Genomic DNA, 21,085 nt, shown 5'->3' with positions numbered 1-21,085 from the left:
GCTGCCGGCTCGATCGAAAAGGCTTTCGATCCGCGCCCCGCCTCAATCCATGTCGCGGCTCGAATCCCCGCCGTCGAGCCCGCCCTCGAGATCGTCCTCGGCCTCGGCGTCGGATTCGTGCGCCTCGAGGCCGGCGGCCTCGGCGAGGTTGCGGGTGGCGCGGCGCAGGAGCTTGCGCAGGCGCCGGCGCTCCTTGTTGTCGAAGCCCTCCAGCATCTCGGCCTCGATCTCGTCCCAGAGGCCCTCGATCGCCGCGGCCTTGGCCAGGCCGGCCTCGGTCAGCCGCACCCGGACGATGCGGCCGTCCCCGGCCTCGGTCCGGCGCTCGACCACCCCCATGGCGGCGAGCCGCGTGATGGTCTTCGAGGCGGTGGGCGGTCGCACCCGCAGGGTCGCGGCGAGGTCGCCCATGGTCATGGTGCCGGCCGCCGCCAGTGCCTGCACCACCTGCTCCTGGCCGGCGAAGAGATCGAGCTCCGCCAGGCGGTCGCCGATGCGGCCGCGATGGAGGCGGGCCGCCTGCATCAGGGCCCAGCCGACGCTCTTGGCGCCGGGGGGCCGGAGGCGCTTGGCCGCCCGGCGCGGCGCATCCACGGCCAAAGCCTGCTCGCCCGCTGCCATGGCACCCGCCCCCGCTCTCGAGACAAATCCTGCCGCGCGTGCATCGTGGGAGCAAGGGCGGCGGGCCGGGCGCCGCGTGGCGCCCTCACCGGCGCACATGCCAGCCGGCCTGTGACGACTGGATGACGCGAAGGTGAAGAACATGCGCCGGTTTCGGCCGGTCCGTCCGCGGCTTATGGTCGGCCGCGCGAGACGCGCGTGAGAGACGGAGGATGCGCGATGCCGGCCCGGCCCTGGGGCGACCTGACCACCGAGGAGTGCCGCGACGGCGCGCTCGCGGCCACCGTGGCGGTGCTGCCGGTGGCGGCCGTGGAGCAGCACGGGCCGCACCTGCCGCTCTCCACCGACGTCGTCATCGCCGAGGGCTACCTGGCGCGGGTCGCGGACCTCGTCCCCGACGACCTCGACGTGCGGGTGCTGCCGGTGCAATCCGTCGGCCTGTCGCCCGAGCACGGGGATTTTCCCGGCACCCTGACGCTGAGCCCTGAGACGGCGCTGAAAGCCTGGACCGAGATCGGCGATGGGGTGGTGCGGGCGGGCTGCACCCGGCTCGTCATCGTGTCGTCGCATGGCGGCAACAGCGCGCTCATGGATCTCGTGGCCCTGTCCTTGCGCGGCCGGCACGGGATGGTGGCGGTCACCACCGCCTGGAGCCGCTTCGGCACCCCGCCGGGCCTCTTTCCGGACGAGGAGGTGCGTCACGGCATCCATGGCGGCGGGATCGAGACCGCCCTGATGCTGGCGCTCCGCCCCGACCTGGTGCGGCGCGCGGCGATCCGCGACTTCGTGCCGGCGAGCCGCGCGATGGAGCGGACCTACGCCCAGCTGCGCGCCGGCCGCCCGGCGGCGTTCGCCTGGCACGCGCAGGACCTCAACCCGGAAGGCGCCGTCGGCGACGCCCGCCTCGGCACGGCGGAGGCCGGCCGCGCGCTCCTCGATCACGGTGCGAGGGCGTTCGTCGAACTCCTGCGCGACGTCGCCCGCTTCCGCCTCCCCGGACCGGCCTCGCGCCCGGCGGAGTGACACACTATATCACTCCTCGCGGCGCCTCCCGGCGCCCGGCTCACCAGCGAACAGACGGCCCCGCATGTCCGACAAGATCCCCGTCACGGTGCTCACCGGCTATCTCGGCGCCGGCAAGACCACGCTCCTCAACCGCATCCTCACCGAGCCGCACGGCAAGCGCTACGCCGTGATCGTCAACGAGTTCGGCGAGATCGGCATCGACAACGACCTCGTGGTCGGCGCCGACGAGGAAGTGTTCGAGATGAACAACGGCTGCATCTGCTGCACCGTGCGCGGCGACCTGATCCGCATCATGGACGGGCTGATGAAGCGCAAGGGCAAGTTCGACGCGATCATCGTCGAGACCACCGGCCTCGCCGACCCGGCGCCGGTGGCCCAGACCTTCTTCGTCGACCAGGATGTCGGCGAGGCCGCCACCCTCGACGCGGTGGTGACGGTGGCCGACGCCAAGTGGCTCTCCGAGCGCCTGAAGGACGCCCCCGAGGCCAAGAACCAGGTCGCCTTCGCGGACGTGATCCTGCTCAACAAGTCCGACCTCGTCGACGCGGCCGGCCTCGACGCCGTCGAGCGCCAGATCCGGTCGATCAACCCCTCGGCCGAGATCCACCGCACCCAGCACTGCGCCGTGCCGCTCGAGACCGTGCTCGACCGCAAGGCCTTCGATCTGTCCCGCATCATCGAGGTCGAGCCGGACTTCCTGGAGGAGGGGCACCACCATCACCATTCCGACGAGATCCAGTCGATCTCGGCGCGGCTTCCCGGCGCGGTCGATCCCAACAAGTTCATGCCCTGGATCTCCGACCTGACCCAGGTGCAGGGGCCCGACATCCTGCGCTGCAAGGGCATCGTCAGCTTCCCCGACGAACCGCGCCGCTTCGTCTTCCAGGGCGTGCACATGATCCTCGACGGCGATTTGCAGGACGAGTGGAAGCCGGGCGACCCGCGCGAATCCCGCGTCGTCTTCATCGGCCGCCACCTCGATCCGGAGGCGATCCGCAAGGGCTTCGAGGCCTGCCGGGCCTGAGCGAGGCGATCGGTCCCGCCTGAACGGGACCGACCGAGCGTCGCGCTTTCGCGAGCACGCTCGGCTGGATCAGGGCGGCGGGCTCCTGCCGGCCTCCGGTGCGGTGCATCGGGGGCCGAGGCCCGACCTTTTCGAAGGCCCGGATCTCGGGAGCTGGCACGTCGATCGCCCGGCCCCCGGTGCTCACGATCTCGCCGCGGGCTTGGGTGCCCGCGGCGCCAGCCGCAGCACCAGCGCTCCCGCCGCCATGCAGGCCAGTGAGCCGGCCAGCACGCCGATCTTGGTCTCCGCCTCCAGCTCCGGGCTCGCGGCGAAGGCCAGGAGGCCGATGAACAGGCTCATGGTGAACCCGACCCCGCACAGCAGCGCCACGCCGTAGACCTGCGGCCAGGTCGCGTGCGCCGGCCGCTGGGCCCAGCCGAGCCTGACCACGGCGAGCACGAACCCGAACACGCCGAGCTGCTTGCCCACGAACAGGCCGAGCGCCACGCCGAGCGTCACCGGATCGAGCAGCATGGCCGGCATGAACCCGGCCAGCGACACGCCCGCATTGGCGAACCCGAAGATCGGCAGGATCAGGAACGACGACCACGGATGGATCGCGTGTTCGAGGATGTGCAGCGGCGAGGTCGGGTCGTCCGGCTTGCCGACGCTGAGGCGCAAGGGGATCGTCAGCGCCAGCAGCACGCCCGCGATCGTCGCGTGCACGCCGGACTTGAGCACGAACACCCACAGCACCACGCCGAGCAGCAGGTAGGGCCACAGGCGCGCCACCCCGGCCTTGTTCAGCCCGTAGAGCACGGCGAGCGTCAGGCCCGCGCCGCCGAGCATCGGCAGCGAAAGGTCGGCGGTGTAGAACGCCGCGATGATGACGACGGCGCCGAGGTCGTCGATGATCGCCAGCGCGGTCAGGAACACCTTGAGCGACACCGGCACGCGCGAGCCGAGCAGCGCCAGCACGCCGAGCGCGAAGGCGATGTCGGTCGCGGCCGGGATCGCCCAGCCGCGCAGCGTCTCCGGCGAGTGCCGGTTGACCGCGACGTAGACCAGCGCCGGCATCATCATGCCGCCGAGCGCGGCCACGCCCGGCAGGATGCGGTCGGGCCAGGTGCGCAGTCGCCCGTCCAGCATCTCGCGCTTGATCTCCAGGCCGACCAGCAGGAAGAACACCGCCATCAGGGCGTCGTTGATCCAGTGCAGCACCGAGAGCGGGCCGAGATACGCCTTGAGGACCGAGAAGTAGGTCTCCGCCCAGGGCGAGTTCGCGACCACCAGCGCCAGCGCGGCGCTGGCCATCAGCACGAGGCCGCCGCTGGCCTCGTTGCGCAGCATGTTGCGCAGGGCCGAGAGCGGCCGGCGGACCGGCAGGGGAGCCTGGATGGTCATGTCGTCGCCTTGTGGGGATGCGGGGAAATCGGCCGGGCGATCCGCCCCGTCCGCGGGAGCGCCGGGGCCCGGCGGCTCGCCGGCGACAGCCCGAGGCGGCAGAGTCGGATCAGAGGAGGCATGGGGATGAGGTATGGGCACGGGTCTTCCCCGCGGGCGGCCCGACCCGCGGAAGACATCCTGCAAGCCCCGCCCTGGGACCGCACACCTTGGCGCCCGTATCCCATCGATGGGCCCGGCGCGCAACGGGCGCCCGCGATCCGGATGCGCTATGGGGCAGGCCCGCTCCGCCCGACCGGACTCGTTCCCCCCTCAGCATGACCCCGCTCAAAGCCAGACTGCACGCCCTCTACGAGGGCGACACCGACCAGGTGCACCGCTTCCGCTACGCCCTGCTCGCCTTCGACGTCGCGACGATTGCCTTTGTGATCGCGACCTCGTTCCTGCCGCTCGCGCCCTGGATCGTCGCCCTCGATGTGGCCCTCGGCCTCGGCGTCCTGGCCGACTTCCTCGGCCGCCTGACGATCAGCCGGGCGCCCGCGCGCGAGTTCCTGCGCCTCAGCACCTGGACGGACGTGGTGGCGATCGTCTCGTTCCTGGCGCCGATGTTCGTGCAGGGCGTCGGCTTCCTGCGCATCCTGCGCACGCTGCGCCTCCTGCGCACCTACCAGCTGCTCGACCGGATGCGGCAGGACAGCGTGGTCTTCCGGCGCAACGAGGAGGCTATCCTCGCCGCCACCAACCTGGTGGTCTTCGTCTTCGTGATGACCGGCGTGGTCTACGTCACGCAGGCCGGCAGCAACCCGGCGATCGGCAGCCCGGTCGATGCGCTGTACTTCACGGTCACCTCGCTGACGACGACCGGCTACGGCGACATCACCCTGCCGGGACCCTCCGGACGGCTGATCTCGGTGTTCGTGATGATCTGCGGCGTGACGCTGTTCTTTCGCCTCGCCCAGGTGGTGTTCCGGCCCTACAAGGTGCGCTTCCCCTGCCCGACCTGCGGCCTGCAGCGCCACGAGCCGGATGCCGTCCACTGCAAGGCCTGCGGCACCACGCTGAACATCCCCGACGACGGCGCAGACTGAGCCGGTATCGGGCCCATCGCGGGCGATCCTGGTGCGTGTCGCTCCGGCCCGACGGACCGGGCGTCGGATCCTGCCGGGGCTTCGTCCACCGACGAAGCCTACCGCACCGTCACCTGACCCTTGATCCTGTCGTAGGTCGCCCGGCTCAACACCCGCTTCGACAGGAGCTCGCCCGGGGAGGCATAGGGCCGCTTGGCGATGATCGCCTTGCCGATCATGCCGCCGCCCAGGCCGTTCAGTTCCGCCACGCTGGCGGTGTTGAGATCGACCGTGCCGCTCGACGAAGCGTCGGCGGTGGTGTCGGCCTGCGGCAGCGGCGCGGAGGGCGCGGCCGGGGTGAAGACCGGGGGAGGGGGGGAGGGCGCCGGCGCGGGAGGCGGCGCGGGCGCCGGCAGGGGCGCCGGCATCGGGGCGGGGTTCGCGGGGGCGGGGCTCGCGGTCGGGGGCGCCTCCGCCGTCGGGGCGGGGCGGGGCGCCGGCGGGTCGGCCGGGCGCGGGCCGCCCGGATAGACCGAGCGCACCGCGTCCCCGCTCGTCGGGGCCGGCGTCGCGCCGCGGCCGGCCTCGGCGCGCTTCTGCGGCTCGGAGACGTGCGGGCCGGCGGCGCGCGGCATCAGGAACTGCCACAGCCCGGCGAGGCCGGCCGCCAGCACGACGATGACGAGGGCGCGGGTGATGGCCGAACCGGTCAGCATCGCGGGCGGGTGTCCTCAGGGCTCGGGAGCGGGGCCGCCGGCGGCGGTCCTCGATCTTATTGTACCGCGGGTTATGGCCGGCGCGAGGCATGAACGGTCGTGCGCGGCCAAGATCCCGCCGGATGTCCACGGATTTGACGCGAAACTCCCGTCCCGCGGGGCGCAAGTGCCGCAGGGTTCAAGTGCCGCAGGGTTCAGGCGCCGCGGGGTTACGGGGATCGTCCGCGGGCCGGACCGGCCGGCGGCACCGTCAGGCGGCGGGATTCAGGCGCCGGACCGCCCGGATCGCCCCGTCGCCCGTGCCCGGCCCGGTCCGTCCGGCGCGGATGCGGCCCTCCGCCTCCGCCAGGGGCTCGACCGCCACCGCCATGTGGTGCCCGTTGGCGTGGATCAGCCGGGTCTCGTCCAGCATCATCCCGACATGGCCGCGCCAGAAGACCAGGTCGCCCCGCCGCAGGCCGGCGAGACCGGGGGCGAGCGCCACCGCCTCTCCCAAGGCCGCCTCCTGCTGGTCGCTGTCGCGCGGCGCCGGGATGCCGGCGGCGGCGAGCGCGGTCTGCACCAGCCCGGAGCAGTCGAGCCCGAGGCTGCTGCGCCCGCCCCAGAGATACGGCGTGCCGAGGAAGCGCAGGGCCGTCGCGGCGACGTCCGGCTCGATCGCCGCGACGGGCGCGAGGTGCCCGGCCCAGACGAAGCTCCCGTCGGCGAGGCGCGCATAGGCGCCCTCCCGCTCCGCCACCGTCACGCGGGCGCCGAAGCTGAGCGCGCCGAGGACCGGGCGCTTCAGGTCGGCGGCGGGGTAGAGGAAGGTGCGCAGGCCCGAGACCCGGTGGGTCGGGGCGGGACCCGCGGGGCCGAGCACCTCCTCCGGCAGGTAGCCGACATAGCCGTCGGCGGCGAGCTGCGCGAAGGCCCAGCCGTCGCGCAGGTCGTAGACCGTGGCGGCCTCGCCGAAGAGGGCCTCGCTGTCGAGGGCGGCGGTGGGATCGGGCGCGCGCCGCAGGGGCGCGACGGGCACGGCGATCCGGTGCGGCCGGCCGGGCACGTAGCGCGCCGCCTCGACGCGGCCGCGCAGGCGCTCGTCGGCGAGGTCGGGCCGGGCGGGGGTCAGGCGCGGGTCGAGGCGGGGGAGGTCGGTCATGGCCGATCCATTGTCCCAGGTCCGCCGGATCCGGACAAGCCGGCTGCCGCGGCGCGGTGCGACCTTATGCCCGATATCCTGCCGGCGCGTGAGATCGGGTCGAATTCCCTTGGCCGCAGCGTGAGCTAACCGTGAGGCCGGGGCAACCATTCCGGCGGCGTCGGGTTGGACATGCGCGTGTTGCACTGCAACAATCGCGACCTCCGCGCTATGCTCAGCCGCATGATGATGAGCCGCACCGTGAAGAAGCCGACCGACAAGCCCCGCAACCTGCCGCCGATCCGGGTGCGCAAGGAGCCCCCCACCATCTCCGAGGCGGTGGCGGCGGCGCAGGACCTCGCCGACGACGTCGAGCAGCAGGTCGAGATCGCCGCGGGCCTGATCGGCCTGCCCCCCGAGGAGGTGCGCCCGCACGTGCTCCAGGCGGCGCAGGCCCTGGCGGCCAAGCCGAAGACCGAGCGCGCGCCGGAGCGGATCATCAGCACCGGCAGCGGCCTGCGCGGCCCGCGCACGGTGATCGTCGAGCGCCGGGCCGGCCGGCCGCTGGTCGAGCGCCGGCTCCGCCCGCCGCTCGACGGCCGGCGCTGAGACGCCGTCCGGAAGATCCCTTACTGACGGCGTCCCGCGAGCCCGCGCGGTGTCTGAGGAAGCCGCTTTCCGCATTGCGACAGCGATCCACCGGAACGCGCATGAGAATCCGGTCCCAAGATCGCGGCCGGCTTCGAGAATTCGGGCGGCCGCGATCCAGTCGCCCATCTTATGCTGTTGCGGATGGAGCCCCATTCGAGAGATGATCGTTCACCATCGAACGCATCCGCATGGATTTCGGTGGTCCGCCCGGCGTGTTAGGCTGGCGGCATGAGGATCCTGCGGCGAGGGCGGCGCCCAGGTGCCGTTGGTATGGTATGAACATGAACTCTCTCGAGCCTGTTTTGTCAGGTGTGGAAGCGCTGCGGCTCGACAACCAGCTCTGCTACGCGCTCTACGCGGCCTCCCACCGCATGACGAAGTGTTACCGGCCGCTCCTCGAGCGGCTGGGCCTCACCTACCCGCAATACCTCGTGCTGATCGTGCTGTGGGAGAGCGACGGGCTGACCGTCTCCGACATCGGCCGGCGCCTGCGCCTCGATTCCGGCACGCTGACCCCGGTGCTCAAGCGCCTCGAGGCCGCCGGCTTCGTGCGACGCACCCGGCGGCAGGCCGACGAGCGCGAGGTCGAGATCAGCCTGACCGAGGAGGGCCAGGCCCTCCAGGCCGAGGCGGTCGAGGTGCGCCGCTCGGTGGTCCGCACGCTGCAGATGTCGGAGAGCGAGATCGCCGATCTGCGCGCCCGCCTCGACGCCCTGATCGCGACCCTCGGCAGCGAGGCCTGACCCCGGCCCGGCAATTGTTTTGCCGGTTAACAAATCCTGCTTGAGCGCCGCGACCCGCACCGGCTAAAGGGACGGGTGAGGTGCGCCGTCCGCCGCGAGGAAGTCCGGACCGCGGAGCGTGCCCCCAAAGGATCCTTCGAGGGATCTTTCGAGGGATCCGTCTCGAAGGATCTTTCCCGGCCGATGCGGTTTCTCGCGAGGGGAACCCGCGCCGGGATCCCTTCCAACGGGGTACTCCTGGGCCCGCCGCCCGGGAGCGGGACCAGCGAGTGCGCCGCGACGTGACATCCGTGACCTGCCCCGGGCTCGGCCCGAGTTCTCTTCCGAGCCTTCGCCCCTGCTGCCCGGGCCGCCGTTCCGTCGCGGACCGCGCCGGATCATGAAGAGCCTGAAGGCCCTGGCGGGTTTCCTGACCGGCTGGTCGGAGCGCGGCGGCGAGCCGCGCCGGCAGGTCGCCGTGCTGCCGGTCCGGCCCGCGCCGGACGGCAGCCTCCAGGTCATGCTCATCACCTCCCGCGAGACCCGGCGCTGGGTGGTGCCGAAGGGCTGGCCGATGAAGGGCCTGAAGAACTACGAGGCCGCCGCCCGCGAGGCCTACGAGGAGGCGGGCCTGATCGGCCGGGTCGGCCGGCGGGCGCTCGGCAGTTATTTCTACAACAAGCGCCTGAAGAGCCGCGACGCGGTCCTGTGCCAGGTCCAGGTCTTCCGCCTGGATGTGCGCAAGCAGCTCAAGACCTGGCCCGAGCAGAACGAGCGCGAGTGCCGCTGGTTCAGCGTGCCGGAGGCGGCCGAGGCGGTGACCGAGGCCGGGCTCGCCGCCCTGATCCGCGCCGCCGGGGCCGAGGGCGCCAAGGCGCGCAAGGACAAGGCCAAGGTGGTCAAGGCCCAAAGCCTCAAGGGATCGGCCCTCCGGGGCCAGACTCCCAAGGATCCCGCGTCCAAGGATCCCGCGCCCAAAAACCCTCCTTCCAAGAATCCTCCCCCCAAGGCCGCGCCCTGACCCCGCCGCTATGCGGCCGTCACACGGCCCCGCTATAGGCCGGGATTTCGGCGCGGGCCGTCGAGGCCGGCGCGATCCTCCACGAGCGGCGCGACGCGATGGCGATCATCCAGGCCTTCCAGGCCGGCGAATTCCTCAACTCCACCCTGAGCCTGTTCTGCGCCTTCGTGCTCGGCACCCTGATCGGGGCGGAGCGCCAGTACCGGCAGCGCACCGCGGGCCTGCGCACCAACGTGCTGGTGGCGGTGGGGGCGGCGGCCTTCACCGATCTCGGCATGCGCATCGGCCATGCCGACGGGGCGATCCGCATCGTTGCCTACGTGGTCTCGGGCGTCGGCTTCCTGGGCGCCGGCGTGATCATGAAGGAGGGCATGAACGTCCGCGGCCTCAACACCGCCGCGACCCTGTGGTGCTCGGCCGCCGTCGGCGCCCTGTCGGGCGTCGATCTCGCGGCGGAAGCCGCGCTCGTCACCGTCGCGGTGCTCGCCGGCAACACGCTGCTGCGGCCCCTCGTCAACGCGATCAACCGCATCCCGATCGACGAGCGCGATTCGGAGGCGACCTACGAGGTCCGCGCCACCACCGACACCGACCGCCTCTCGGAGGTGCGCGACCTCCTCGTCGAGCGCCTGGAGGCGGCCCACTACCCGGTGAGCGAGGTGGACGTCGAGGAGCGCGGCGAGGACGATGTCGAGGTGGTCGCCACCCTGGTCAGCACGTCGATCGAGCCGGAGGAGATCGACGCGGTGATCGCGCGGCTCGGCGCCGCCGAGGGCATCCGCCGGGCGACCTGGACGGTGCGGACGACGGATTGAGGGCCTGTTCGACGGGCCGCTTTGGGGTCCAAGCCCCTCCGCGTCATTCCGGGGCCGCGCAGCGGAGCCCGGAATCCAGACACTCGGATGGTGCAAAACATGGCGGATAGCGTTCCACCTTGTCCTTTCTAACCTGCGGCTCTGGATTCCGGGCTCCGCTGCGCGGCCCCGGAGTGACGCGGAGGGTGGCAAGACCGTCGAGAAAAACAAACAGGCGTCGGGTCGGGATTTCTGCATTCTCTCCGCAAGCTGATCGCGTTCATCGATCGCATAAAGGGATGAGCATGTTGGTGAGCGACTACTCCGTCGACGTCACGCACCTCCCGACCGAGGACGGGGGGGATGGCTCGCGACGGTCCCCGACCTCCCGGGGTGCATGTCGGATGGCGACACGGTCGAGGAGGCGCGCGAGAATGTACGCGATGCCATTGCGTGCTGGATCGCGGCGGCGAGACGCCTGGGTCGCGCCGTGCCGCCGGCGAGCGTGAGCGAGCGGCGGGCCTGACGTCGACGCTCACTTGGCGCAAGCGTGCGAAGAGCTGCTCGACCCGCCGGCGGCGTGAGGATGCCAGGACCCGGACGGTGACACCCCGCCCCCGCTTCACGACAGCCCGAAGCCCCGCCGCACCAGCCCGGCCATCGCCCCCGACAGGCGGGCTTGGCGGGCGATGCTGTCCCGCGGCGTGCCGTAGAGCATCAGCACCAGGGCGCGGCGCCGGGCGAAGTCCGGATCGAGCCGCACCAGGCCCCCGCCGAGGGGCGTGACGGGCACCGGGCCGATGCCCGGCAGGTGCAGCACTGCGCCCGCCGGGATCGCGACGTCCGGCGCGAGGGTGGCGCGATCGGTCGAGAGATGGGTGACTCGGGCCGGCACCGAGCACCCGTCCGCCTCCAGCACCGCGTCGAGTTCGCAGGGAAACAGGAGGTCGGCGCGCGGGTACTCGAAGCAGACCAGGAAGGCCACGAAGGTCAGCACCATCGCGACGCCGGCCCAGACGAGGTTGAAGTAGTCCATCGAGGACACCTCCGAGGCGGCCTCCGGCGCCACGAAGGCCCAGACGATGCTGAAGGCCGAGAGCAGCGAGAAGCCGCCGAACAGGGCGGCGAGGCGCCAGCGCACCATCATCCGCGAGCGGTCGCCGCCCTTGTCGGTCACCTTGAACGGCCGGCCGAACGGCTTCACGGCGGCCACCGCCAGGGTCACGGTGATCGGCAGCGCCGTCATGGTGTGGGTGACCTCCATGAACAGCGGCAGGGTGCGCGAGCCGGAGATCCAGCCATTGTAGGCCCAGACCGCAAGCAGCATCGGCAGGCCGAAGCGCAGGAACGAGAGGTAGTCGGCCTGGAAGGCCGGCAGGCCGGCAAACCAGTAGATCGAGGGGGCGATCAGCATCAGCACGATGAACGGCTTGCACAGCCAGTTCAGCACCCCGTGGACGAAGTGCAGGCGCTGGACGAGCGTGTAGCCGGAGCCGAAGAGCGGGCCGGAGCGCAGGAGGGCCACCTGCATCGTGCCGAGGCACCAGCGGGTGCGCTGGGTGATGTATTCCGGCAGCCCTTCCGCCGAGAGGCCCATGCTGAGGCGCTCGTTGAGCCAGTGTGTGCGGTAGCCCGCCCGCATCATGCCGCAGGAGAGGTTGAGGTCCTCGCAGATCGCCGCGTCCGGGAAGCCGCCGATCTCGTCCAGCCGGTCGCGCCGCACGATGAACGAGGTGCCGACGCAGAACGAGCAGCCCCAGGCGTCCTTGGCCGGCTGAAAGACGTCGAAGAAGATGCGCTGGTCGTCGACCCAGCTCTCGGAGGCCGCGAGGTTGTGCTGGATCGGGTCGGCGTTGAAGAAGAACTGCGGCGACTGTACCAAAGCCGCGCGCGGATCGTCGAACAGGCCGACCATCCGCGTCAGGATGTCGGGCTGCGGCGCGAAGTCGGCGTCGAGGACCAGGATCAGGGGCGCGTTCGTCTCGGCCGCGGTCGCCCGCAGGCCGTTGTTGAGGTTGCCGGCCTTGGCGCCCGTGTTGTCGGGCCGGCGCAGGTAGCGCGCGCCGACCGCCCCGCAATAGTCGCGCAGCCAGTCGCGGCGGGTGTCGTCGAGCACCCAGACGGTCTTGTGCGGATAGTCGATGGCGAGCGCCGGCAGGATCGACTTCTCGAGCACGTCGAGCGGCTCGTTGTAGGTGCAGATGAAGACGTCGACCGCCGGCCAGTCGTTCGCGGCCTCGTGGCGCGCCTGCGCCAGGTCGGCCTCCGCCGAGCGGTCCTTGTGGCGCATCAGGATCGCGATCGACATCAGCGTGTAGGTGATCGCCACCGCCTCGAAGGTGAAGAACAGGTAGGGCCACAGGGCCTCGGCCGAGAGTTCGAGGGGCGGCAGGGTGTCGGTCCAGCGCCACGAGAGGTAGGTGACGACGAGCGCCGCCGTGAGGCCGCCGAAGACCCAGCGGTCGTAGGCGCGCTGCGGCACGAGCAGGGCCGGCAGGGCGTAGAGCGCCAGCGCGACCGCGAGGTTGAGGGCGAGCACCGTCGAGACGTCGCCGGGAGTGCCGAACATGCGCGCGACCTTAGGGTTGGGCCGGCAGGATCCTGCCGTCGAAGGGGTTCCAGCCCGCCTGCGCCAGCACGGCCCAGGCCGTGGCGCCGAGATGCGGGCGGCGGAAGTAGAGGAAGTCCGGCGTGGTGCTCCCCGGGCCGATCGTCAGGCCGGTGGTGAGCTTGGCCTCGCGGGTGGCGTAGAGCAGGCCCGAGGGAGCCCGCTCCCCCAGCGCGGTCCTGAGCAGTGCCGCACTGCGGGCGTGGTCGCCGGCGGCCCGGTAGGCGAGGGCGGCCTGCGCCGTGCCCTCGACCCACAGCCCGTCGCGGTCGTCGTTGAAGTCGAACCCGCCGGGCACGGCGAGGCGTTCTTCCGCGCAAGGAAGCGCCCGGCGCCAGGGGGCAGGCGGATCGGCCACCGCGAGCAGCGGCCAGAGCTGGGTGTCGAGGGCGATCTCGGCCGTGTCGCGCATCCGTCCGTCGGGCCCGGTTCCCATCCGGAAGCAGCCCGCGCCTTCGTCGAACGCCGCATCGACGAATTCGCGGGCGGAGCGCGCCGCCCCTTCCCCCTCGGGGCCGAGCCAGGTGCCGAGCCAAGTGCCGAGCGCCACGACGTCGAGATTATGCTCGGTCGAGGCCCAGGGCAGCGGGGTCTGCTCGGGATCGTAGCCGTCGCGCCCGCCGGTGAATCCGGTGGCGGCGGCCGCGTTGGCGGTGATCCAGCCCAGGAGCCGGGCGGCGCCCGCCCGGTAGCGCGCCTCGCCGGTGGCCGCGTGCAGCGTCATCAGCGCGAGGCCAACCCAGGCGACGTTGCCGGTGGCGCTGCCGACCTGGTAGCGGTCCTCCGACCAGCGCTTGGCCTCGCCGTCCCACCAGCCCGGCAGCAGCACCGGCCGCGCGGTCGCCGGGCCGGCCCGGTAGGCGTTGCGCACCCGTCCATCCGCGAAGGTGCGGTCGGCATCGAGCGCGCCGAGGAACGCGTCGCCGATCCGGCGGGCGCGCTCCCGGTCGCCGCAGGCGGTGAGCGCGATGACGGCGAGCGCGTTGTCGTAGGCGAAGGCGGTGTTGCGCAGGGGCAGCGGCACCGCGACCTCGCCGGGGCCGGGGCCGTAGCTCGCCGCGAAGGCGGGCCCGCTCGGCGCGACGGCATCGAGGGCGGCGGCGACCGCCCCGCATGGGGCGGGTGCGGCCAGCGCCGGCGCCGCGAGGCCGGTCGCCAGGGCGAGGGCGGCGAGGAGGGCCTTCACTCGCTTGAGACCCTTCAGCGCTCGGCCCGCTGCTCGCGGCGTCCCCGCTTCGGATCGGCCTGACCCGGCCCGAATTCCTGCGGGCGCTGGGGCGGCAGCGGCATGGCGTCGGCGCGCGGGGCCGGCCTCGTCGAAGCCGTGGTCTCGGGTGCCGGGATCGCCGGGACCTGAGTTGCCGGGACTTGGGTTGCCGGGACTTGGGTCGCGGCCATCGCCGGGGCCTGCTGCGGTGCCTGGGTGTCGGCCGGGGCGACGGGCGCCGGCTCGGTGGCGGCGACCGCGGTCTCGGCGGTGAGGGGCTTCAGCGCCGCCGTCACGAGGGTGCCGGCCCGGGTCGCGAGGCTCGCGGCGTGGTCGCCGGCCGAGCGCCACAGCATCGAGGTCGAGGGCACCCAGCCGGCCTCGCGGGTCACGCTGACCCAGCGGCCGAAGCCGCAGCTATTGGCGGGAATCGCGCTGCCGGCTTCCGTCGCGGGAGCGGCCGGGGCCGGATCGGGCTTGACCAGGACGTAGAGCTCGCGCCGCTCGGTCTGCGGGAACGGCACCGCGTAGCCGGCATCGGCCTTGTCGCTGGTCTTCGGCAGGATCTCGGTCACGGTGCCGGGCCGCGGACCCGACGGCTCGCCGTCGATGGTGACGCGACTGCCGACCTGCAGGTTCTGGCCCTGGCGGTAGGAGAAGATCGCGACGACGAAGCTCTGCCCGCAATCGACGAGGGCGGCGAGGCTGTCGCCGGCGGTGACGTGGCGGCCGACGCTCGCCCCGACATTGAGCACGAAGCCGCCGCCCGGCGCGCGGATCTCGGTGCCCGACAGGCTGTCGATGCGGGTGTTCTCGCGGGCGAGCAGGCGCTGCTGCTCGGCGAGCGCCGCCTTCAGCTCGGTCTCCTCGATCTGCAGGCGCTGCGCGTCGTAGAAGATCGCCATGCGCTTCTGGGTGATCTCGGCGAGCCCGCTGAGGTCGTCGCCGGCATAGACCTTGCGCAGGAGGCCGTCGAGCTGGCCGGTCTTCTGGACGAGCCGGGCTTCCGCCGCCTTCTGCTCCTGCTGCGCCGCCGTGTAGGCCTGCGAGGTCGACTTGACCATGTCGGGGCTGGCGACGTTGCGCGACACCATGCTGACCTGGCGGTCCATCAGGACCTTCTTCTCCTCGGCCGAGGCCTGGGCCGAGGCGATCTTGGCCCGCAGGGCCTCGATCTCGGAGCGGAACATCTGGGCGATGCCATCCGACTGGAGCTTGATCGCGGTGTCGAGGCTCTCGAGATAGGCAAGGTTCGACAGGCGCTTGCGCTCGGCCGAGAGCGAGCGCTCGCGCAGGTCGGTCACCTTGCTGTCGAGCTGGATCGCCGTCGTGCGGTCGACCCGCGGGTTGGCGATCCGCGCGAGCAGCGCGCCGGGCTCGACGCTGTCGCCGGGCTTCACGGGAATCGCCGCGACGTCGCCCGAGATCGGCGCGGTCAGGAGCGCCACCGGCGCGTTGACCACCGCCCGGTCCGACTGGTCGGCCACCAGCGGCGGCAGGACGGAGGTTCCGATCAGCAGGGCGAGGACCGAGGCCAGGCCGACGCTCGACAGCCGGACGAGGCCACGGTGCCGGTGCGGCGCCTGCGGGCTGGAAGACGATTGGGTCACGGGGACCTCCGATCGAAGCGTTGCGGACGAGCATCGACGATCAGGGGCGCGCTGACGGCGCGGCCCGTGTCTCTCGCTGATGCGGTTATTCTTGAAATACCGCACTGCGAAATTCGATCAAATTTTTTAACTGATTGCTTGTAGTCGATTCTGATCTGGCAGAATTTTTACACCCGCGCGATGGAACGGTTTTGCCACGGCGTTTTTCACCAGTTGGAACCCGCGCAGCACTTCGGTCATGAGGTCTATGTTGCGATGCAGCAAAGATCGGAATGCGGCGATGATCGGGCGGACGAGGTGTTATGGAAAATATGCCTAGCTGCGCCGGGCGCGTAGACTGGGCGTTTTCGTCACCGTCATGCCAATTATGACGCAGAGGCATCTTCGTTAGAGTTTAGCGATTCACATGTCATAATGTGACATTCATGACCTAAGGGCGGGCGCGCGGCGGCGAGTCGGAGCCGGGAGCGCTCCCACCGGGCGGATCGAGCGCCCAGGATGGCGTCCCACGGCGCTTCCCATGCGGCATTATGCCAGGCGGCGCGCAGCGGTACGCGACCCCGCGCGGTCAGAACTCGCGCTGCACCCGCATGCGGAACTGGAACACGTCGGTGCTGCTCACGGTCCGCAAGGGGGCGCCGGCCGCGGTGACCGGCACGCCGTCGACCACGTCGGCGACGACGGCGCCGGGATAGCGGCCGAGGTCGATCGTGCGGCCGGACTGGAGCCCGACGCGGCTGTAGAGGCCTTCGAGCCCGATATCGAGGTCGCGCACCGGCGACCAGATCAGGTTCATGCCGGCGACGAGCTGGTTGGTGTCGCGCAGGGTGCCGCTGAGCGCGAAGGCCGCGGGCCGCAGGGCCGGGTTCGGGATGCCGGCGAAGTTGAGGAGGCCGAGCCCGGTCCGCGCCGCCTTGCCGAACGCGATCTCGCCGTAGCTGCCGAAGAACGCCGAGCGCCAGTTCGGAGTCCAGTTGTGCAGGTAGGAGGCGAGGATCGTCCAGCTCGTCGAACGGTCGAGGCGGCCGGTGACCGGATTGAGCACCGCATCGACGAAATCCTGCGGCACCGCGGTGCCCTGGCCGAGCGAGGCGGTCGCGGTGTAGCTGGCGGTGTAGTTGGCGTAGCCGGTATAGAGCGTCGCGCCCTCGCCGTAGGCGCCCTGGAGGTAGAGCGCGTCCCCGGCCGCGATCATCGGCAGGTTGACCTTCGCGCCGCCCTGGACCGCGAAGCCGTAGGCCGCGGCCGGGCGCGGGGTCGCGACGGCGCCGACCGGCGTTCCGGAAAAGCGCGTCAGCGACGAGGCGTTGCCGACGGTGATCTCATGCAGGGCGGCGGAGGCCTGCACCGAGCCCCATTTGGCGTCGTAGCGCAGGACGCCGACGATGTCGGGCAGGCGCGAGCGCTGCGCCACGTCGTTGAACGCCTCGCCCAATGGTACCCCGGCTGAATCGGTGACGACGAGGGGGGCGAAGTTGCCGCTGCCGGGGAAGAAGACCTGGAACTGGCTCGCGGTGTTGCCGGCGACGCCGTTGCCGAAGACCGGGTTCTTGCGGTGGATCGGGTCCTCGATCGACAGCGTCGCCTGAAGGCCCTCCCCGACCTTCGCCGTGTAGGCGACCAGGTTGGTGGAGAAGAGGTCGGAGCCGAGCGAGGCCCCCACGATCTCGAAGTCGTGGGCGTAGAAATCGTAGAACGAGGCGGCCCGGCCCGCGGTGAGGCCGGCGAACTGGATGAACGCCTTGTCGACGTTCACGTAGGTCTGGCCCCGGCCGAAGGTGTCGACGCCGAGCGCCGGGAAGGCGCGGCCGAGGCGCTGCTGCGAGCCCGAGGTGACGTAATTGCCGGTGCGGCTGATCAGGTCGAAGCGCACGAAGGCGCGCAAGGTGCCGTAGGCGGTCTCAGTGCGGGCGTCGAGGTTGAGGCGGCCGGCACCCCAGAAGTTGGTGAGATCGCCGTTGCCGCCGCCGCGGCTGTAGGACTGGACGTAGCCGGTCTGGACCTGCGCCCGGCCGGAGACCCGCAGGCAGGTGTCGGTGCCGGGGATGAAGAAGAAGCCGGTGCCGTGCGCGGTGCAGATCCGGACGTATTCGATCGCCGCCGCCTTGCGCGCCGGCAGGTCCGCGGCAAGCACTCCGTGCCCGGCGCCGTGCAGGGCAGCGAGCCCGGCCACCGACCCGAGAAGCCGCCAGCCCCCGCCCATCCCCTGTTCCCCCCGGCCTCGTCCGCACGACACGGAGCGTTGACGCTGGGGACACTGCGCGACCCTGGGGCAGGGTTCAACGACGCCGGGTGCGGGCCTGCCGGATTGTGACGGATGTGTGTCCGGCTTGCCACCGTATCACTCGCCACCGCCCCACGTGCTGCCGGGTCAGGTGCCCGGCAGCGTCACCCGCCGGGCGCGCCGGCTTTGGATCGCGAGGTAGCTGCCGAAGGCGAGCCCGATGACGAGGAGCGACACGCCCGTCGTCACGGTGCCGAGCGCGTAGATCTCCGGCGTCGTCACGGTGGTGGTGAGGCCCTGCAATTCCAGCGGCAGGGTGTTGCGCCCGCCGATCGCCTGGCTGGTGCGGGCGAGCTCGTCCCAGGACAGCGTGAAGCCGAACAGCGCCACGCCGACGAGGGAAGGCAGGATGATCGGCACCACGACGTGCCGGAGCGATTGCGGGCCGGTGGCGCCGAGGTCGCGGGCGGCCTCCTCGTAGGCCGGGTTGAAGCGGTTGAACACCGCGAACATGATGAGGAGGCCGAAGGGCAGGGTCCAGGTCAGGTGGGCGCCGAGGCCCGAGGTGAACATCCCCATCACGGTGCCGTGGTCCTGGAGGAAGCCCCAGCCGGTGCGGGCGGCGAGCGCCTTCAGCCCCTCGTCGATCAGCCGGAACTCGAGGCCGATGCCCAGCGACACCACGATCGAGGGCACGATCAGGCTCGCCACCGCGGTGTAGAACAGGGGCGTCTGCCCGCGAAAACCCTTGCGGAAGGCCAATCCTGCGAAGAACGCGATGGTGACCGTGAGCCCCATCACGACGACGCCCAGCGCCAGCGAGCGCCGGAACGCCGCCCAGATGTCGACCACGCCGAGCCCGGCCCAGAGGCGCGAGAACCAGAAGGTCGAGACCCCGTTCATCGGGAAGGTGAGGCCGCCCTGCGGACCCTGGAAGCTGAGCGCCAGGATCGTCAGGGTCGGCCCGTAGAGGAAGAGCACGAACAGCCCGAAGAAGGCCGCGAGCACGTAGAACGAGAAGGGGCGGGGCCCGTCGCGGCGCATGGTGTCAAAGCTCCCGGCGCAGGTCGATCAGGCGGGTGAGCGCGGCGATCAGCACCATCACGGCGCCGAGCAGCACCACCGCGTTGGCGGCGGCCGCGGGGAATTGCAGGTAGGCCATCTGCACCTGGATCACCTTGCCGACCGAGGCGATCTGCTGGCCGCCCATGACGCCCACCGTGACGAAGTCGCCCATGATCAGCGTCAGCACGAAGATCGACCCGATGGCGATGCCGGGCTTGCAGAGCGGCACGATGACGTTCCACAGGGTCTGCCAGGGCGTGGCGCCGGCATCCGTCGCCGCCTCGATCAGCGAACGGTCGATCCGCATCATCGAGTTGAAGATCGGCACGATCATGAACACCGTGTCGAGGTGGATGAAGGCCAGCACCACCGAGAAGTCGGAATAGAGCAGCCCCTCGATCGGGGTGCGGATCAGGCCGAGACCCATCAGCGTGTCGTTGACGAGGCCGTTGCGGCCGAGCAGTGGGATCCAGGCGATCATCCGGATCACGTTCGAGGTCCAGAACGGGATGGTGCAGATCAGGAACAAAACCGTCTGCATCGCAGTCGAGCGGACGTGGAAGGCGACGAAGTAGGCGACCGTGAAGCCGATGGTCAGCGTCGCGGCCCAGCCGAGCAGGCAGAACTTCAGCGTCGACAGGTAGGTGCGGAAGGTGGTGCAGAGGTCGCCCCCCGACAGGCAGCCCTCGAACACGTCGGCGTAGTTCTGGAGCGTGAAGGCCGGGATGATCTCGTACTCGTTGTACTCCCAGAAGCTGACGATCAGGGTCAGCGCCAGCGGCACCAGGAAGAACACGAGGAAGACGAGCCCCAGCGGCATCGCCTGCCAGTAGGCGAGGCGGCGCTGGCGCTTCGTCGCCGCGGCGAGGCCGACGGGGCCGGAGGCGGCTGGCGCCGCCTCCGGAAGGGCTGGAGCCGTGGCCGTGCTCATGCGGCGATGAACTCGTTCCACTTGCGCACCATGTAGGTGTTCTCGTCCATCACCGAGTTCCAGCAGGCGACGGCGCCCATCCGCTGCTCGAACGAGCCGCCGTCGCGCACCGCGCCGGCCTTCTCCATCACGGTGCCGTCCGGGGCCTTGATGTCCTTCTCGGCCGGCTTGCCCTCCATCCAGAATGCCCATTCGTAGGGCTCCATGTGGGCCTTTGCCGTCTCAAGCACGGCCGAATAGTAGCCCTGGCGATTCAAATAGGCACCGGCCCAGCCAGAAAGGAACCAATTGATGAAATCGTAGGCAGCGTCGAGCTTCTTGCCGGTCAGGGTCTTGGGCAGGCCGAAACCGGTCGCCCAGGCGCGGTAGCCCTCCTTCAGCGGCTGGTAGGTGCAGGCGACGCCCTGCGAGCGCACCTTGGTGACGGCGGGCGACCACATCGACTGGATCACCGTCTCGCCGGACGCCATCAGGTTCACGGACTCGTTGAAGTCCTGCCAGAAGGCGCGGAACTGGCCGGCGCGCTTGGCCTCGATCAGCACCTTCATGGTGCGGTCGATCTCAGGCCTAGTCATGTTGCCCTTGTCGGGATAGGTGTAGTCGCCGGTGGCCTCGACCACCATCGCGGCGTCCATGATGCCGATCGACGGGATGTTGAGGATTGAGGCCTTGCCCTTGAACTCGGGGTTGAGGAGCTCCTTCCACGAGGTGATCGGGCGCTTGATCAGGTCGGGCCGGATGCCGAGCGTGTCGGCGTTGTAGGTGGTGGGGATCAGGGTGATCCACTCGGTCGGGGAGGCGGCGAACTTGGTCGAGTTCTGGCCTTCCAGGTAGAACACCTTCTTGGGTGCCGTACCCTGGTCGCCGATCTTTTTGCCTCCGACCTCGCCCTTGGTGAAGACCGGGGTGATCTTGTCGGCGTTCTTGATCCGGCGCGCGTCCATGCCGACGAGGTTGCCCGACGGCATCAGCTTCTTGAGGCTGAAATACTCGGAATCGACGATGTCGAACGAGTTCGGCTGGGTGACGACGCGCTTCGAGACCTCGTCGGTCACGACCGGGATGTACTCGATCGTGATGCCGAGATCCTCCTTCACCTTGCGGGCGATGTCGCCGCTCTGGTTCACGGCGGTGCCGAGGTAGCGCAACGTCACCGGCTCGGCGGCGATGATCGCCGGAAAGCCCGTGATCGCGCCGGAGCCGGCGGCGAGGCCGGCCGCGGCGCCGGCCCCCTGCAGCAGCGTGCGGCGCGACAGGCGGGGCGTCTTCATATCTGCCATGGCGAAAGTCTC

Annotated in this window: 18 protein-coding genes and 1 pseudogene; 8 read left to right on the top strand and 11 right to left on the bottom strand. The window is 70.9% G+C overall.

Features of this window, described 5'->3' with window-relative positions; genetic code table 11:
* Window positions 1-42 precede the first annotated feature (42 nt).
* Entirely contained in the window at window positions 43-621 is a 579-nt protein-coding gene (locus tag BM430_RS24105; protein ID WP_093569775.1) for a MarR family winged helix-turn-helix transcriptional regulator, read from the bottom strand.
* Window positions 622-840: 219 nt separating this feature from the next.
* Between BM430_RS24105 and BM430_RS24100 the strand changes: the two genes are divergently transcribed.
* Together BM430_RS24100 and BM430_RS24095 are read left to right on the top strand one after the other, a co-directional pair.
* Window positions 841-1,644 (top strand): creatininase family protein, encoded by an 804-nt coding sequence (locus BM430_RS24100; protein ID WP_093569774.1) that lies wholly within the window; start codon window positions 841-843, stop codon window positions 1,642-1,644.
* A gap of 64 nt (window positions 1,645-1,708) precedes the next feature.
* Window positions 1,709-2,671, top strand: coding sequence for a CobW family GTP-binding protein (locus BM430_RS24095; protein ID WP_093569773.1), 963 nt, complete (start codon window positions 1,709-1,711; stop codon window positions 2,669-2,671).
* 183 nt (window positions 2,672-2,854) lie between these two features.
* Here BM430_RS24095 and nhaA read toward each other — a convergent pair whose 3' ends face one another.
* Window positions 2,855-4,057 carry a Na+/H+ antiporter NhaA gene (gene nhaA, locus BM430_RS24090; RefSeq protein WP_093569772.1) on the bottom strand — a complete coding sequence of 401 codons (1,203 nt, stop codon included), beginning with the start codon at window positions 4,055-4,057 and terminating at the stop codon, window positions 2,855-2,857.
* A 317-nt stretch (window positions 4,058-4,374) separates the two neighbouring features.
* Here nhaA and BM430_RS24085 point away from each other — a divergent pair, with 317 nt between their 5' ends.
* Window positions 4,375-5,145 (top strand): potassium channel family protein, encoded by a 771-nt coding sequence (locus BM430_RS24085; protein ID WP_093569771.1) that lies wholly within the window; start codon window positions 4,375-4,377, stop codon window positions 5,143-5,145.
* A 98-nt stretch (window positions 5,146-5,243) separates the two neighbouring features.
* Here the strand turns inward: BM430_RS24085 and BM430_RS24080 are convergent, their stop codons facing one another.
* Together BM430_RS24080 and BM430_RS24075 are read right to left on the bottom strand one after the other, a co-directional pair.
* Window positions 5,244-5,840: a helix-hairpin-helix domain-containing protein gene (locus BM430_RS24080; protein ID WP_093569770.1), complete on the bottom strand. Its 597-nt coding sequence runs from the start codon at window positions 5,838-5,840 to the stop codon at window positions 5,244-5,246.
* A gap of 250 nt (window positions 5,841-6,090) precedes the next feature.
* Entirely contained in the window at window positions 6,091-6,981 is an 891-nt protein-coding gene (locus tag BM430_RS24075) for a C40 family peptidase (RefSeq protein ID WP_093569769.1), read from the bottom strand.
* 210 nt (window positions 6,982-7,191) lie between these two features.
* Between BM430_RS24075 and BM430_RS24070 the strand changes: the two genes are divergently transcribed.
* The 5 genes and pseudogenes from BM430_RS24070 to BM430_RS35715 all read left to right on the top strand — a co-directional run bounded on the left by BM430_RS24070 (window position 7,192) and on the right by BM430_RS35715 (window position 10,674).
* A complete protein-coding gene (locus BM430_RS24070) occupies window positions 7,192-7,569 on the top strand; it encodes a hypothetical protein (protein ID WP_244539643.1) in 378 nt (125 codons plus the stop codon).
* Window positions 7,570-7,892: 323 nt separating this feature from the next.
* Complete coding sequence (locus BM430_RS24065) at window positions 7,893-8,354, top strand: MarR family winged helix-turn-helix transcriptional regulator (protein ID WP_093569828.1); 462 nt, start codon at window positions 7,893-7,895, stop codon at window positions 8,352-8,354.
* Window positions 8,355-8,733: 379 nt separating this feature from the next.
* Window positions 8,734-9,189, top strand: a pseudogene (locus BM430_RS24060) (NUDIX hydrolase); the annotation flags it as partial.
* Window positions 9,190-9,452: 263 nt separating this feature from the next.
* Window positions 9,453-10,169, top strand: coding sequence for an MgtC/SapB family protein (locus BM430_RS24055; RefSeq protein WP_093569767.1), 717 nt, complete (start codon window positions 9,453-9,455; stop codon window positions 10,167-10,169).
* Window positions 10,170-10,545: 376 nt separating this feature from the next.
* Entirely contained in the window at window positions 10,546-10,674 is a 129-nt protein-coding gene (locus BM430_RS35715) for a type II toxin-antitoxin system HicB family antitoxin (protein ID WP_348273095.1), read from the top strand.
* Window positions 10,675-10,770: 96 nt separating this feature from the next.
* On the opposite strand, the gene BM430_RS24045 is transcribed toward BM430_RS35715, so the two are convergent.
* The 7 genes from BM430_RS24045 to BM430_RS24015 all read right to left on the bottom strand — a co-directional run bounded on the left by BM430_RS24045 (window position 10,771) and on the right by BM430_RS24015 (window position 21,064).
* Complete coding sequence (locus BM430_RS24045) at window positions 10,771-12,717, bottom strand: glycosyltransferase family 2 protein (RefSeq protein WP_093569766.1); 1,947 nt, start codon at window positions 12,715-12,717, stop codon at window positions 10,771-10,773.
* 10 nt (window positions 12,718-12,727) lie between these two features.
* Window positions 12,728-13,888, bottom strand: a complete 1,161-nt coding sequence (locus BM430_RS24040) for a hypothetical protein (RefSeq protein WP_093569827.1) — start codon at window positions 13,886-13,888, stop codon at window positions 12,728-12,730.
* A 68-nt stretch (window positions 13,889-13,956) separates the two neighbouring features.
* Window positions 13,957-15,573: an HlyD family secretion protein gene (locus BM430_RS24035; protein ID WP_244539641.1), complete on the bottom strand. Its 1,617-nt coding sequence runs from the start codon at window positions 15,571-15,573 to the stop codon at window positions 13,957-13,959.
* Window positions 15,574-16,141: 568 nt separating this feature from the next.
* A complete protein-coding gene (locus tag BM430_RS24030) occupies window positions 16,142-17,776 on the bottom strand; it encodes a porin (protein ID WP_093569765.1) in 1,635 nt (544 codons plus the stop codon).
* Between the two features lie 168 nt (window positions 17,777-17,944).
* The gene (locus tag BM430_RS24025; RefSeq protein WP_093569764.1) at window positions 17,945-18,841 is read right to left on the bottom strand and encodes an ABC transporter permease; all 897 of its coding nucleotides are present in this window, start codon (window positions 18,839-18,841) and stop codon (window positions 17,945-17,947) included.
* Between the two features lie 4 nt (window positions 18,842-18,845).
* Window positions 18,846-19,793, bottom strand: coding sequence for an ABC transporter permease (locus tag BM430_RS24020; protein WP_093569763.1), 948 nt, complete (start codon window positions 19,791-19,793; stop codon window positions 18,846-18,848).
* Window positions 19,790-21,064 carry an ABC transporter substrate-binding protein gene (locus tag BM430_RS24015; RefSeq protein ID WP_093569762.1) on the bottom strand — a complete coding sequence of 425 codons (1,275 nt, stop codon included), beginning with the start codon at window positions 21,062-21,064 and terminating at the stop codon, window positions 19,790-19,792. Before BM430_RS24015 ends, BM430_RS24020 begins: the two co-directional genes overlap by 4 nt.
* Window positions 21,065-21,085: the final 21 nt, after the last annotated feature.

The organism is Methylobacterium sp. 174MFSha1.1 (assembly GCF_900116815.1).
Classification (GTDB): domain Bacteria; phylum Pseudomonadota; class Alphaproteobacteria; order Rhizobiales; family Beijerinckiaceae; genus Methylobacterium.
Note: the sequence above shows the minus strand (reverse complement) of the source record. Positions and strands in the feature narration are given on the sequence as shown.